Genomic DNA, 14,036 nt, shown 5'->3' with positions numbered 1-14,036 from the left:
TGGGCATCGCGTAAGGCCGCGTCGATGACCACCGATCCCGTCCTTCTCGCCGAACGCCTGATCGAATGCCCCAGCGTCACCCCGGCCGCCGGGCTGGTGTTCGATGCACTTCAGGCGATGCTCGAACCGCTGGGGTTCGCGGTGCACCGCTTCATCGCTGGCGATCCGCCGGACGGGCCGGTGGAAAACCTCTTCGCGATCCGCGAGGGGCCGCCGGGCAGCCGCCACTTCGCCTTCGCGGGCCATGTCGACGTAGTGCCGCCGGGCGAGGGCTGGAGCAGCGCGCCTTTCGTGGCGGAACGGCGCGGCGATCTGCTGTACGGGCGCGGCGCGGTGGACATGAAAGGCTCGATCGCGGCGATGGTGGCGGCGGTATCCGCCATTCCGGCCGAGGCCGGCACGATCAGCTTCATCATCACCGGGGACGAGGAAGGCCCGGCCCGCTTTGGCACCGTGGCCCTGATCGAACACATGAACACCGTGGGCGCCCAGCCCGATCTGTGCCTGGTGGGCGAGCCGACCTCGGTCCACCGGCTGGGCGATACGGTGAAGATCGGCCGGCGCGGATCGGTCAACCTGTGGCTGACGGCGCGCGGGGCGCAAGGCCATGTCGCCTATCCCCATCTCGCCGACAATCCCTGCCCGCGCCTGGTGGCGATGCTGGCCGAGCTGGACGCGCTGGAGCTGGATCGGGGCAGCGACTGGTTCCAGCCTTCGAACCTGGAAATCACCGACATCACCGTGGGCAACCCGGCGACCAATGTCATCCCGGCGCAGGCCACCGCGCGGCTCTCGATCCGGTTCAACGATCTCCATTCGGGCGAGCAACTGGTCGGCCGGGTCAACGCTATCGGTGAACGGCACCGCGTCGAAGTTCATGCGGTGATCTCGGGCGAGAGCTTCATCACGCTGCCCGGCGCGTTCTCGGCACTGCTGAGCGAGGCGATCGCGGCGGAAACCGGCCTTGCGCCCGAGCTTTCCACCAGCGGGGGAACATCGGATGCGCGGTTCCTGCGCGCGGTTTGTCCGGTGATCGAATTCGGCCTGTGCAACGCGACGATGCACAAGACGGACGAGGCGGTGGCGATGGAAGACCTGGCCGTGCTGACCCGCATCTACGATCGCGTGGTGCGCGCGGCGCTGGCCTGACTACCGAACCTGACTGGCCACGGCCTTACCGCGCGCGGCGCAGGACGATATAGACCGCGCCGCTGCCGCCGTGGCGCTGTTGCGCGGGGCGGACGGCGGCGATCCTGTCGGCATAGGGGCTGGCCGCCAGCCAGTCGAGCAGCTTGGCGCGGATCGCCCCGCGCCGTTCGCCGCGTCCGTCGGTGCTGTGGAAGCCATGGTCGTCGCGCGGCCGGTGCTTGCCCGCGACCAGCAGGATCACGCGCGCGCCCATCGCCAGCGCCTGCCCCACGCCGTTGACGAGACGGCCATGCGCCGCGTCCAGCCCCATGCCGTGCAGGTCGATCGTCACGTCCGGATCGATCGTGCCGCGCGCCAGCTTGCGATCCCAGCTCGAATCGAGCCCGTTGCGGGTCGGCGGCGGGGGAGCGGCTGCCGGAGCCGGAACGGGCCGGGGCGGTGGCACACGGCCTTTCGGCTTCCGGACCGGTGCGGGCGGCGTGGGAACCGGCGTGTCCGCCGCGTCCGGCGATGGCGGTGGCGCGCGCCGGGCAGGATGCAGCGGCGTGACCGTTTCGGCCACCTTGCGCCAGAGCGCCGCTTCTTCGGGCGACAGGCCGCGCGGCGGTTTCATCGGCGCCCCAGCCGCTCCAGCGTGCCGCGCGGCAGCAGCAGCAGCGCTTCGCCATGCGCGCTCATTCCGCCGGCGATGGTCGCGGCGTCCGCGCCGGCACCCCAGAAGCTGTCGAAGCGGTTGGCGCCCCGGATCGCGCCGCCAGTATCCTGCGCCACCCACAGGCCGTTGGTTTCCGGCCGGTCGGTGCGGAGCCACACCGGCGCGCCCAGCGGGACGAAGGCCGGATCGGCGGCGAGCGTGGTTCTGCCGCTGATCGGCACGGACAGCGCGCCGATCGGGCCGGGGCCGGTGAGTTCGCGGAAGAAGATCCAACTCGCGTTCTGGCGCATCAGCGCATGGCCTTCGGCGGGATGATTGCGCAGGTACTGGACGATGCCCTGCATCGATCCGGGGTACTGGCCCGGTCCGGTTCCGATCAGGCCGCGATCGCGCATCAGCGATCCGATCCCGGTGTAGTCCAGCCCGTTCTGTCCGGCATAACCCAGCCGGATGACGGAGCCATCGGGCGCGCGCAGCCGCCCCGATCCTTGAATCTGAAGGAAGAAGAACGCGATCGGATCGGCCGCCCAGGCCAGTTCCAGTCCCCTGCCGGCGAGCGCGCCGTCCTCGATTTCGGCGCGGCTGTAATAGGGCACGAACCGCCCGGTCTCGTCATAGCGGCCCTTGGGCTGCAGCCCGTCGGGCAGGGGCGGAGCATCGCCGGGCTTTGCGCGGACAAGGTCCAGCGGCAGGCTATAGACGGGAACGTCGAATCCCGGCTGACGCGTGCGCACCCCGGCGATTTCCGGTTCGTAATAGCCGGTGACGAACGCCGATCCGTCGGCGACCTTCGCGGTCTCGAAGAACGTGGCAAAAAAGCGCCGCGCGTCGGCGGCCGGCCAGCCGGGGGCGGCGTTGCAGGCGTCCGACCAGTCCTGCGGGCGGGTGAGGCCGCTGGTATCGGCCCGGGCCACAAGGCGCGGGCAACTGGTGACGAAGGCCGCGAGCGCGTCGGACGCCCTCCCCGCGTCCATGCCCAGCGATCCGGGGTGGGGGCCAGGGATGAGGGTGGACGACGCGGCGGTGGTGCCGACGGGCGGTACAGGGGGAGGCGTGGTTCCCGGGATCAGCTGCACGCAGCCGCTCAGCAGGGCCAGTGCCAGAAGCAGGCCCGCCGTGCGGCGCCGCAGCATGGGGAAATTATCCCTCGTCGGTTTCGTCGAGCAGCCAGTCCGGATCGCGCGAGGTCAGATCGCGCGAGAACGTCCACAGGTCGCGGCTTTCGATCGCGTCATCAAGCGAGCCCGCCACCACCACGCCATCGGCATTGCGGGTAACCGACGCGATATCCGCAGTGAAGCGGACCGTGATGCGGGCAACGGGTGCGTCGAACGATGCGGAAACGATCTTCGCTTCCTCGATTCGGATCAGGCGCGAATCGAGCGTTTCGCCTGCGGCGAGGCGCGCATCGATCGCAGCGGCGAAGCCTTCATAGACATCGCGGTCGCACAACTGGCCGAGCGCTTCCTTGTCGCCGCGCCAGAACGCTTCCAGCACCATGCCATAAGCGCCGCGCGCACCCACCAGGAACAGGCCGACATCGAACCGGCGGTCGGCGCCGATGATGGCCCGAATGCCGGCCTCTGCCGATTGGTCGAATCCTGTGAACTCAACGGGTTGTGCGGTCTGCGGGCGGAGGGCGACCGGCGCCTTTTCCGGCAGCTTGGGCGCCAGCGTGCGCGGCGCGCTGGACGGATCAGGCTGTTCCACACGGCGGCGCAGCGGTTCCTCGTTCTGTTCCGGACGGCGCCCCAGCACCGAATAGAGCCGGAGGCCGAGGAAAGCCGCGATCATCGCCAGAATGACAATTTCAACAACCACACTCATTGTCCCAAGAAGCGGGCGCCGGGAGCCATATCTCCCCGACACCGGTTCATCGTGCCTCAAATAGGTACGAATTACAAATGAACAACATATGGACGACCAGCCGTTTCCGTCACGCGGCCGTTTTCGTGAAAGAGGTGTCACACGCCTGCAACGCCGCTTTCGTGCGGTTCGCAACGTCCCTGTCCCGGCCCGGATTGCCGCGCCAGCGCCATGATGCTACGCGCCCGCCGGAAAGAACCGCAATTCTTGCAGGAAAGCACGGACATGGCCGACGAAGGCAATATCATCAGCGATCTGAACCTCGGCCAGCCGGCCCCGAACGGCGAGGATACTGCGCCGGCGATCGGCCTGATCTCGCAATACGTGAAGGATCTCTCGGTCGAAAATCCGAACGCGCCGGAAAGCTACCAGTGGACGGACGCGCCGGATATCCAGATCGAATTCAACATCGGCGCGCGCAGCATCGCGCAGGACGTCCATGAGATCGAACTGAAGATCAACGTGACGTCCAAGGGCGCGCAGGGCACCGCGTTCCTGGTGGAACTGTCCTATGGCGGCCTGATCGGCATGCGCAACGTGCCCGACGATCAGGCGCATCCGTTCCTGTACGCGGAAGGCCCGCGCATCCTGTTCCCCTTCGCCCGCCGCATCATCGCCGATGCCGTGCGCGACGCCGGCTATCCGCCGCTGATGCTGGAGCCGATCGACTTCAACGGGCTCTATCTCCAGCAGCTTTCGCAGCGCCAGGCCGAGGAAGCCGGCGCGGGCGATCCGGTCGGCAACGCCTGATCCGGCGCGTGCCGGTCGGTCGGGCGGAGCCCTGAAGCGGCCATGACAAGGCCATGAACCTCCTCAAGGCCACCGGCACCATCGGCGGGCTCACGCTCGCCAGCCGCGTGCTCGGGCTGGTGCGCGACAGTCTGTTCGCGCGCTATATCGGCGCCAGCTTCGCGTCGGACGCGTTCCTGGTCGCGTTCCGCCTGCCCAACATGTTCCGCGCGCTGTTCGCGGAAGGCGCCTTCGCCTCGGCGTTCATCCCGATGTTCAACCAGAAGGTTGGCGATCCGGAAGGGCGGGGGCTGCCGGACGGGCTGCATTTCGCCGAACAGGCGCTGGCTGTGCTGCTGCCCGTGCTGCTGGCGATGACCGTGCTGCTGGAAGTGTTCGCCTGGCCGGTCACGTTCCTGCTTTCGGGCAGGTTCAACGGGGTCAGTCCCGATCAGTTCGCCTTCGCGGTGCAGCTTTCGCGGATCACGATTCCCTACCTGATGCTGATAAGCCTGGTGTCTTTGTTCGGCGGTATTCTCAATTCGCTGCACAAGTTCTGGGTCAACGCCGCCGCGCCGATACTGCTGAACCTGACGCTGATCGCCGCGCTGCTGCTGTTCCATTCGCACGATCCGCTGGTGACCGCGCGCAACCAGGCGATCGCGGTTTCGGTTTCGGGCCTGCTCCAGCTGCTGTGGCTCGCGTGGGCCTGCCGCCAGAACGGCGTCAGCCTGCGGTTGCGCCTGCCGCGCCTGAACCCGGACGTGAAGCGGCTGATGGCGCTGATCTGGCCAGCCGCCGCCGGGGCGGGCGCGGTGCAGATCAACCTCGTCATCTCGACCGCGCTGGCCGCCTCGCTGCTGGCCCACGGGTCCGTCACTTATATCTACATGGCGGACCGGCTGAACCAGTTGCCGCTGGGTCTGATCGGCATCGGCCTCGGCACCGTGCTGCTGCCCACCATTTCGCGCCAGCTTGGCGCGGGCGCGGAAGCGGAGGCGATGGAAACGCAGAACCGGGGCATGGAGCTGGCGCTGCTGCTGACGCTGCCGGCTACGGTCGCGCTGGTGGTCAGCGGCGAGCCGATCGCGGCCGCGCTGTTCGGCTATGGCCGCTATACGGCGCAGGACACGCACTTCACCGCGCAGGCGCTGGCGGCCTTCTCGATCGGCTTGCCGAGCTACATCCTGGTCAAGGTGCTGACGCCCGGCTTCTATGCCCGGCAGGATACGAAGACGCCGGTGCGCTATGCCACGCTGTCGATGGTGGTGAACCTGGTTGGCAACCTGCTGCTGATCGTGCCGCTCAAGCACATCGGGCCGCCGCTGGCGACGGCGCTGGCGTCCACCGTGAACGTCTGGCTGCTCTATCGCACGCTGGTCGCGCGCGGGCATTTCGCCGCCGACGCGCGCCTGCGGCGGCGGGCGCCCCGGCTGGCGCTGGCGGCGCTGGCGATGGGCGTGGTGCTGTGGCTGACGCAGGATGCGCTGACGCCCTACGTCCACGGGACGTGGATGGTGCGCTGCCTGGCGCTGGCCGCACTGGTTTCGGCGGGCGGCGTGGTCTATGGGCTCGCCACCGTCCTGCTCGGGGCATTCTCGAAGGACGACCTGCGGCTTCTCCTGCGGCGCAGGCGCACCACATAAGGCACGTTCCATGCGTATCGTTTCCGGTATCCAGCCCACGGGCAATCTTCACCTCGGCAATTACCTGGGTGCGATCCGGAACTGGGTGCGGATGCAGGACGAATGGACCGCCAAAGGCGCGACCTGCCTCTATTTCCTGGCAGACCTCCACGCCATTTCCATGCCGCACACCCCGGCGGAACTCGCTTCGAATACGCGCGAGATGGTGGCCGCGCTGGTTTCCTGCGGGATCGATCCGGATCGGTCGATCCTGTTCAACCAGGCGCAGGTGCCAGCCCATGCCGAACTGCAATGGCTGCTGAACGGCACCGCGCGGATGGGCTGGCTCAACCGCATGACGCAGTGGAAGGACAAGGCCGGCAAGAACCGCGAAGGCGCGTCGGTGGCGCTGTTCACCTATCCGGTGCTGCAGGCGGCGGACGTGCTGCTCTACCAGGCGACTCACGTCCCCGTGGGCGAGGACCAGAAGCAGCACCTCGAACTGGCGCGCGACGTGGCGCAGAAGTTCAACAACGACTTCGCATCGGAAGAGGCGCCGGTGTTCACCCTGCCCGAACCGATCATCCCGCCCGAAGCGGCGCGGATCATGAGCCTGCGCGATGGTTCGGCCAAGATGTCCAAGTCCGATCCCTCGGACATGAGCCGTATCAACCTGACCGATGACGCCGACGCGATCATGCAGAAGGTGAAGAAGGCCCGGACCGACCCGGAACCGCTGCCCGGCGAGGTCGAAGGGCTGGCCGGGCGCGCCGAGGCGGCGAACCTCGTGGGCATCTACGCGACGATGGCCGGTGTCACCGCCGCCGATGTCCTGCGCGATTTCGCGGGGCAGGGCTTCGGCGCGTTCAAGCCGGCGCTGGGCGAACTGCTGGTCGAGAAGCTGGCGCCGATGGCGGCCCGCTACCGCGAACTGCGCGAGGATCGCGCGGCGCTCGACGCCATCCTGCGCAAGGGCGCGGAAAAGGCGCGGGCGCTGGCGGTGCCGACGCTAGACGCGGCTTACGCGGCGCTGGGGCTGGTACGCTGACGGGTGCGGACGGGGGCTGTCCCGTGGTGGAACAGCCCCCGGTTCGGACCATAAGTTTCCCGCCGGTCACGAAATGTTTCGGCGCCATTCAACGCGCATTCAGCACCTCCCGGCTATCGGGATGTCGTGCTAAGACAGGTGCGTCCGCCTGAACCGGGGCAGCCGGGCCGCTCACAGGAGTCGCGTTGAATGAACAAGAATACCAAGCGGAATCGCGGACTTGCCTTGGTTGCCGTGCCGCTGCTTCTCGCCAGTCTGGGAGGCTGCGCATCGACCTTTGACGCCAAGGTCTCCCGTTTCCAGAGCCAGTTGCCCGCCCCGGCCGGACAGACGTTCGCGATCGTTGCCGAAAACCCGCGCAACCAAGGCGGTCTGGAGTTTTCGCAATACGCCTCGCTGGTCGCGGCGCAGTTGCAGAAGGTGGGCTACGTGCCTGCCGCCAGCCCCGACAATGCCGACCTGATCGTCCACTTCGACTATGGCGTCGACCAGGGGCGCGATCGCGTGCGCACCACCGGCGTCGGCCCGGATCCGTTCTGGGGGCCGTGGTACGGCGGCTATGGCCCGGGCTTCTGGGGCCGTGGCGGCTTTTACGGTGGTGGCGGTTTCTATGGCCGTCGCGGCTGGGGTTACGGCTGGTACGATCCGTTCTTCTGGGGCGGCGGCTACAACTCGGTCGATGTGGTGACCGTCTATACCAGCGGGATCGACCTCAAGATCGATAGCCGCGCCGATGGCAAGCGTCTGTTCGAGGGCAAGGCCGAGGCGGCCTCGCAATCGAACCGTCTGCCCTATCTGGTGCCGAACCTGGTCGAAGCGATGTTCACCGATTTCCCCGGCCACAACGGCGAAACGCTGCGCATCTCGGTCGCGCCCGAGAAGAAGACGGTCAAGCAGGTCAAGTAACCGGCCGGCCCTTCCCGCCCACGCGGGGAGGGCCGCCCTATCGCGCGCCGAACAGCGCGCTGCCGATGCGCACGTGCGTCGCGCCCAGCATGATCGCGGTCTCGAAATCGCCGCTCATGCCCATCGAGCGGCCGGGAAGGCCGTTGTCGTCCGCCAGTTTGTCGAGCAGCGCGAAGAACGGCGCGGGTTCGATCCCGGCCGGCGGCACGCACATCAGCCCCGCCAGTGGCAGATCGGCGGCCCGTGCCTCCGTCAGCAGCGCCGGCAGGTCCGCGATCGCGCAGCCGCCCTTCTGTTCCTCTTCCCCGATGTTGACCTGCACGAAGCAGGGCAGCCGCCGGCCGACCTTGTCCATCGCCCGGGCCAGCGCGGAGACGAGGCTTGGCCGGTCGAGCGAATGGATGCAGTCGAACAGCCGTACCGCGTCCTCGGCCTTGTTCGACTGAAGCTGGCCCACAAGATGCAGCGCGATTGCGGGATGCGCCTCGCGGAGCGCGGGCCACTTGGCCTGCGCTTCCTGCACCCGGTTTTCGCCGAACACGGTCTGTCCCTGCGCGATCAGCGGCAGGATCGCCTCGGCCGGCTTGGTCTTGGAAATGGCGACGAGCGTGACCTCGCCCGCCGGGCGCCCGGCGATTCGTTCGGCCTGGGCGATGCGGGCGCGGATGTCTTCAAGCGGAGTGGCTGGCTGGCTCATGGCGCGGTGCTATAGCGCGCGCATGGCGAAGCGCTACCCCGTCCCCCGGATCCTCCTCCTCAGCGATGCGCGCAACGATGCCACGCTGGAACGCGCGCTGGGCCGCCTGCCACGCGGAAGCGGGCTGGTGTTCCGGCACTACCACCTTGCACCGGCCGCGCGCCGGGTGCGATTCGGGGCGTTGCGGCGGCTTTGCCGGCGGCACGGCCACTCCATTCTCCTCTCGGGCGCGGCGGTGGAGGCCCGGGCATGGCGCGCGGACGGGGCCTATGCCGCGCCGGCGCGCCTTGGCAGGCGTACCAGCGGCCTGCGGCTGGCGACCGCGCATGATCTGGCGGAACTGCGCCGGGCGGCCCGCGCCGGGGCGGATGCGGTCTTGCTCTCTCCCGCGTTCGCGACGCGCAGCCACCCCGGCGCGCGCGTGCTGGGACCGGTCCGGTTCCACTTGCTCGCGGCGCTGTCGGGCGTGCCGGTGATCGCGCTTGGCGGGATGAACCGGCGGCGGGCGGGGCGTTTGCGCAGCCACGGCTGGGCCGCCATCGACGGCCTTTCGTGATCGTGGGACTCGCGGGATTCCCTTGGATTCTTGACGGTGACTCCCCTTCCGGCGCATGATGGGGCGAAAGGGACAAGGGTCATCATGGCATCTCGTGCAATCATTCCAGGAAGGGCGGGCGCGGATTGGCGCGCGGTTCTGCGCCGCAGCCTGCGTCGCAGCCTGGAACTGATCGGCGGCACCGCGCTGTTCGCGCTGATGCTGTTCCTGGCGCTGGCGCTGGCAAGCTACACGCAGACCGACCCTTCGGGCAGCACCGCAGCCGGCGGGCCGGTCGAAAACTGGATGGGGCTGCCCGGCGCCTGGGCGGCGGAGCGCGTGCTGATGCTGTTCGGCGCCGCTTCGGTGCTGCTGCTGCCGCTGTTGTTCGTGTTTGCGCGCCGGCTGTGGGAAGCGGCCGGCGACCTGATCGACGCGGACGAGGACGAAGACCCCACGCCCGATCCGGGCTGGTTGCGGCCGACCGGTCTGCTGATGGTGGCGATGGTGCTGATCGGCACGACGCTGGCGTTGGCTTTCACCGCGCCACGATTCGGTCTGCCCGCCGGTATGGGCGGCCTTACCGGCCTGATCGGTGCGGCGGCGGTGCGCACCATCGCGCACCTTGCCGGGCCCGCCGAGGGCTGGATCATTCTTCCCGTCGCGCTGGTGGCGCTGTGTGTTGGCGCGCTGATCGCGGGGCGGGTGTTCGCGTTCGACTGGGCACGCATGTTCCGCCTCCCGCGTCTGCTGCCGGCCCGCGCGCCGCAGGCGGCGGATGGTGCGGACTCCCCCGCGACGCCCGTTTCCAGAAAGGAAAAGGCCGAGCGGCGCGAGGCGTCGACGGTTACGCCATCAACCCCGCTGGATGTCGAAACCGCGATTGCGCCGCGCCGACCGACCGAAATTACCGATCCATCGCGCGCGACGGCGCCCGCCACCTTCAACGCCAAGGCACGGCAGGGCGATCTGTTCTCGGAATACGAGCTGCCGGGCCTTGACCTGCTGGTCGAAGCGCCGGCGAGTGCGCAGCCGAAAATCGACAAGCTGGCGCTGGAACGCAACGCGCGCCTGCTCGAGAACGTGCTCGACGATTTCAACGTGAAGGGCGAGATCACCGCCGTCCGCACCGGGCCGGTGGTGACGATGTACGAGCTGGAGCCGGCCCCCGGCATCAAGGCCAGCCGCGTGATCGGCCTGGCGGACGACATCGCCCGCAACATGAGCGCGATTTCGGCGCGCGTGTCCTCGATCCCCGGCCGCACCGTGATGGGCATCGAGCTGCCCAACGCCGTGCGCGACATGGTCTCGTTCCGCGAGATCGTGGCTTGCGACAAGTTCGTCGATGCGAAGGCGCTGTTGCCGATCATCCTGGGCAAGGACATCGCGGGGGAACCGGTGGTGGCCGATCTGGCCACCATGCCGCACCTGCTGGTCGCCGGCACCACCGGCTCGGGCAAGTCGGTCGGCCTCAACTGCATCCTGCTCTCGCTGCTCTACCGGCTCACGCCGCAGCAGTGCCGCCTGATCCTCGTCGATCCCAAGGTGCTCGAACTCAAGAGCTACGACGACATTCCGCACCTGCTCTCGCCCGTGGTGACCGAGCCGGCCAAGGCCGTTCGCGCGCTGAAATGGGCGGTGGAGGAAATGGAGCGGCGCTACCGCATGATGTCCTCGGTGGGCGTGCGCAACCTGACCGGCTTCAACGAGAAGGTCCGCACCGCCGAAGCCAAGGGCAAGCCGCTGGGCCGGCGAATCCAGGTGGGCTTTGATCCCGATACCGGCGAGGAACTGTTCGAGGAACAGCAGCTCGACTACAAGACGCTGCCGCAGATCGTGGTCATCGTCGACGAGCTGGCCGACCTGATGGTCACCGTCGGCAAGGAAATCGAAGTGCTGATCCAGCGGCTTTCGCAGAAGAGCCGCGCGGCGGGCATCCACCTGATCATGGCGACGCAGCGCCCGTCGGTGGACGTCATCACCGGCGTTATCAAGGCCAACCTGCCCACGCGCATCAGCTTCGCCGTCACCAGCCGCATCGACAGCCGCACCATCCTGGGCGAACAGGGCGCCGAACAGCTGCTGGGCAAGGGCGACATGCTCTACAAGCCCAACACCGACCCGATCAAACGCGTCCACGGTCCGTTCGTCTCGGACGAGGAAGTGGAGCGCGTGGCCGATCACTGGCGCGCGCAGGGATCGCCCGAATACGTCGATTCGGTCACCGAGGAGCCGGAAGACGGCGGCTTCGGCTTCGATGACATCGATGCCGCGTCCGACAATCCGGAAGACCGCAAGTACCGGCAGGTCTGCCAGTTGGTGTTCGAAAGCCAGAAGGCTTCGGCCAGCTGGATCCAGCGCCAGATGGGCGTGGGCTACAACACCGCTTCGAAATGGATCGAGCGGATGGAAGCCGATGGGCTGGTCGGCCCCGCCAACCATGTCGGCCGGCGCGAGATATACCGCGATCGCGACGGCAACCCGCTGTAGGATTGCCCTCGAACCTCCGCACTTAAGCGAGTCTTAAAGGTTTCCGCGTATTAACCCCTACCAGTGCGGCGAAGTCCGTTGGTCGTTGGGGGGCGGTCGCAAGGGATAACGCACGTCGTCGAAAGACGAGTGGTTGTCATGGAAGCTCTGACCCAGTGCTGGTTCACCCGCGTTCACCAACCCGAACGCAAGCGTCATCGCGAAGCCGATGGTTCGGTCAGCAGCCTGTGCCGGCATTGCCATCGGCCGATCACCAGCTGGAACCGCCTGAACTGGTTCCTGGCCGGAGGCTTCAACGTCACGCGGCTGGCGGAAAGCGCGGCGCGCTTCATCACCGTGCTGGATCGCGAGGATGACTATATCGTGGCCCGCTATCCCGTCGCGCATCTGCCCGATGAAGCGGCCGTCGATGCGTTCAAGCTGCAGTTGCGCGAAGAACACGGGATGAACGAGCCGGGCAGTTCGCTGGTGCTGGTCGACAGCGGCCGCAAGAAGCGGGGCCGCAAGGCCTCGCCGCCGGCCGATGTCAGCGATGCGGAACCGGATAGCCCGCAAAGCGCTTGATCTGCCGCAGCGAAAAGCTGGACCGCATCGCGGAAACGCCGGGCAGCCGGGCCAGGCAATCGCGATGGATGCGGTCGTACTGGGCCAGATCGGCGGCGGCGACGCGCAGCAGGTAATCGGCCGATCCTGACATCAGGTGGCATTCCAGAATGTCGTCGAAATCGCCCACCGCCCGTTCGAAGCGGTCCATCGCCTCGCGGCTCTGGCTGGTCAGCGTGATCTCGACGAAGACGAGCATGGTCAGTCCCAGCCGGGCCGGATCGATGCGCGCGCTGTAGCCGGCGATGATCCCCTGCGCCTGCAGCGCGTGAATGCGCCTATGACAGGCGGAAGGCGAAAGCGCGGTCACCTCCGCAAGCTCCGCGATGGATCGCGACGAATCGCGCTGCAGCGCTTCAATCAGGGCGACGTCCGCTCGATCCATGCGAAAATTTCCCGCGCAAGGGCTATAAATCGGGAAATATCATTATCGCGAATGGTTCGGAAGATACATTCTGGTGAAACTTTCTACGTATTCCGGCGTAATCTTTGCAGGACTTTCGACCCTGCGGGAGAACTCCGATGCGCGTAGGCACCGTCCGCGAAATCAAGAATCATGAATACCGTGTCGGCCTGACGCCCGAGAGCGTGCGCGAACTTGCCGCCCATGGCCATGAGGTGTGGGTGGAACAGGGCGCGGGCCTGGGCATCGGCGCCACCGACCGCGATTACGAGGCGGCCGGCGCGGTGATCCAGCCCGATGCCCGCGCGGTGTTCGATGGCTGCGAAATGATCGTGAAAGTGAAGGAGCCGCAGGCGATCGAACGCGCGATGCTGCGCGAAGGGCAGATTCTCTACACCTACCTGCACCTTGCCCCCGATCCCGGACAGACCGCCGATCTCGTGCGCTCGGGCGTGACCGCGATCGCCTACGAGACGGTGACCGGCGCGGGCAACACGCTGCCGCTGCTCAAGCCGATGAGCCAGGTGGCCGGGCGCATGTCGATCCAGGCCGGCGCCACCGCGCTGGAAAAGGCGCATGGCGGGCGCGGTGTGCTGCTGGGCGGCGTGCCGGGGGTGATGCCGGGCAAGGTCGCGGTGATCGGCGGCGGCGTGGTTGGCTTCAACGCGGCGCAGATGGCGGTGGGGCTGGGCGCGGACGTGACCATTCTCGATCGCGATCCCGAAGCGCTCGAACGCCTGGGCATCCATTTCGAAAGCCGGGCCAAGACCCGCTTTTCCAACACGGCCAACCTTGCCGAAAGCGTGGCCGAGGCCGACCTCGTGATCGGCGCGGTGCTGATCCCCGGCGCGGCTGCGCCCAAGCTGGTGACGCGCGCCATGCTCGGCACAATGAAGCCCGGCGCGGTGCTGGTGGACGTGGCGATCGACCAGGGCGGTTGCTTCGAGACCAGCCATGCCACGACCCATGCCGAGCCGACCTATCTGGTCGATGGCATCGTCCACTATTGCGTGGCCAACATGCCTGGCGCGGTGGCGCGGACCAGCACCTATGCGCTGAACAACGTGACCCTGCCCCATGCGCTGCGCATCGCCGATCTGGGCTGGCGCGCGGCGCTGCGCGCCGATCCCCACCTTGCCGCCGGGCTGAACGTCCATGCCGGCCAGGTCACGTTCGAGGCTGTGGCGCGCGAACTGGGTTACGAATTCGTGTCTTCCGCCGAAATTCTTCACTGAGTTAACGCCCTTATAACGTCATGGGCTTAGGCTTCGGGGATGGTCCCGGGCCGCAAGATCCTTGTGCTGCTGGCAGCGTTGCTGGGCTGGCTTGT

The 14,036-nt window shown here is 67.6% G+C and carries 14 protein-coding genes; 9 read left to right on the top strand and 5 right to left on the bottom strand.

The window, feature by feature from the left end:
- Nucleotides 1–24: 24 nt before the first annotated feature.
- Nucleotides 25–1,149, top strand: coding sequence for a succinyl-diaminopimelate desuccinylase (gene dapE, locus F1640_RS08570; RefSeq protein ID WP_194918722.1), 1,125 nt, complete (start codon nt 25–27; stop codon nt 1,147–1,149).
- Between the two features lie 25 nt (nt 1,150–1,174).
- On the opposite strand, the gene F1640_RS08565 is transcribed toward dapE, so the two are convergent.
- From F1640_RS08565 to F1640_RS08555, 3 genes are read right to left on the bottom strand one after another with little or no spacing between them, the layout of a single operon-like run.
- Nucleotides 1,175–1,762, bottom strand: a complete 588-nt coding sequence (locus tag F1640_RS08565; RefSeq protein ID WP_194918720.1) for a Smr/MutS family protein — start codon at nt 1,760–1,762, stop codon at nt 1,175–1,177.
- Nucleotides 1,759–2,937 carry a murein transglycosylase A gene (locus F1640_RS08560; protein ID WP_194918718.1) on the bottom strand — a complete coding sequence of 393 codons (1,179 nt, stop codon included), beginning with the start codon at nt 2,935–2,937 and terminating at the stop codon, nt 1,759–1,761. The genes F1640_RS08565 and F1640_RS08560 overlap by 4 nt, the downstream gene beginning before the upstream one ends.
- Nucleotides 2,938–2,944: 7 nt before the next feature.
- The gene (locus tag F1640_RS08555) at nt 2,945–3,625 is read right to left on the bottom strand and encodes a Tim44/TimA family putative adaptor protein (protein WP_125954048.1); all 681 of its coding nucleotides are present in this window, start codon (nt 3,623–3,625) and stop codon (nt 2,945–2,947) included.
- A 270-nt stretch (nt 3,626–3,895) separates the two neighbouring features.
- Between F1640_RS08555 and secB the strand changes: the two genes are divergently transcribed.
- The 4 genes from secB (at nt 3,896) to F1640_RS08535 (ending at nt 7,978) form a co-directional block, all read left to right on the top strand.
- The gene (gene secB / locus F1640_RS08550) at nt 3,896–4,420 is read left to right on the top strand and encodes a protein-export chaperone SecB (RefSeq protein WP_124808147.1); all 525 of its coding nucleotides are present in this window, start codon (nt 3,896–3,898) and stop codon (nt 4,418–4,420) included.
- A 53-nt stretch (nt 4,421–4,473) separates the two neighbouring features.
- Nucleotides 4,474–6,045, top strand: a complete 1,572-nt coding sequence (gene murJ, locus F1640_RS08545; protein ID WP_194918716.1) for a murein biosynthesis integral membrane protein MurJ — start codon at nt 4,474–4,476, stop codon at nt 6,043–6,045.
- A 10-nt stretch (nt 6,046–6,055) separates the two neighbouring features.
- Nucleotides 6,056–7,072, top strand: coding sequence for a tryptophan--tRNA ligase (gene trpS, locus F1640_RS08540; RefSeq protein ID WP_194918714.1), 1,017 nt, complete (start codon nt 6,056–6,058; stop codon nt 7,070–7,072).
- A 189-nt stretch (nt 7,073–7,261) separates the two neighbouring features.
- Nucleotides 7,262–7,978 carry a DUF4136 domain-containing protein gene (locus F1640_RS08535; RefSeq protein WP_124808150.1) on the top strand — a complete coding sequence of 239 codons (717 nt, stop codon included), beginning with the start codon at nt 7,262–7,264 and terminating at the stop codon, nt 7,976–7,978.
- Nucleotides 7,979–8,015: 37 nt separating this feature from the next.
- On the opposite strand, the gene F1640_RS08530 is transcribed toward F1640_RS08535, so the two are convergent.
- On the bottom strand, nt 8,016–8,675 hold the full coding sequence (locus tag F1640_RS08530) for a YggS family pyridoxal phosphate-dependent enzyme (RefSeq protein WP_194918712.1): 660 nt from the start codon (nt 8,673–8,675) through the stop codon (nt 8,016–8,018).
- Between F1640_RS08530 and F1640_RS08525 the strand changes: the two genes are divergently transcribed.
- The 3 genes from F1640_RS08525 (at nt 8,674) to F1640_RS08515 (ending at nt 12,264) form a co-directional block, all read left to right on the top strand.
- Entirely contained in the window at nt 8,674–9,231 is a 558-nt protein-coding gene (locus F1640_RS08525) for a thiamine phosphate synthase (RefSeq protein WP_194918710.1), read from the top strand. The two genes, F1640_RS08530 and F1640_RS08525, sit on opposite strands and share 2 nt — an antisense overlap.
- Nucleotides 9,232–9,315: 84 nt before the next feature.
- The gene (locus F1640_RS08520) at nt 9,316–11,700 is read left to right on the top strand and encodes a DNA translocase FtsK 4TM domain-containing protein (RefSeq protein WP_194918708.1); all 2,385 of its coding nucleotides are present in this window, start codon (nt 9,316–9,318) and stop codon (nt 11,698–11,700) included.
- Between the two features lie 138 nt (nt 11,701–11,838).
- Nucleotides 11,839–12,264, top strand: coding sequence for a hypothetical protein (locus F1640_RS08515; RefSeq protein ID WP_194918706.1), 426 nt, complete (start codon nt 11,839–11,841; stop codon nt 12,262–12,264).
- On the opposite strand, the gene F1640_RS08510 is transcribed toward F1640_RS08515, so the two are convergent.
- Nucleotides 12,227–12,688, bottom strand: coding sequence for an Lrp/AsnC family transcriptional regulator (locus F1640_RS08510; protein ID WP_125954042.1), 462 nt, complete (start codon nt 12,686–12,688; stop codon nt 12,227–12,229). The genes F1640_RS08515 and F1640_RS08510 overlap by 38 nt on opposite strands.
- Before the next feature lie 137 nt (nt 12,689–12,825).
- On the opposite strand from F1640_RS08510, the gene ald reads away from it, so the two are divergent.
- On the top strand, nt 12,826–13,941 hold the full coding sequence (gene ald, locus F1640_RS08505; RefSeq protein WP_194918704.1) for an alanine dehydrogenase: 1,116 nt from the start codon (nt 12,826–12,828) through the stop codon (nt 13,939–13,941).
- Nucleotides 13,942–14,036 lie beyond the last annotated feature (95 nt).

The organism is Novosphingobium sp. NBM11, from assembly GCF_015390225.1.
Classification (GTDB): domain Bacteria; phylum Pseudomonadota; class Alphaproteobacteria; order Sphingomonadales; family Sphingomonadaceae; genus Novosphingobium.
Note: the sequence above shows the minus strand (reverse complement) of the source record. Positions and strands in the feature narration are given on the sequence as shown.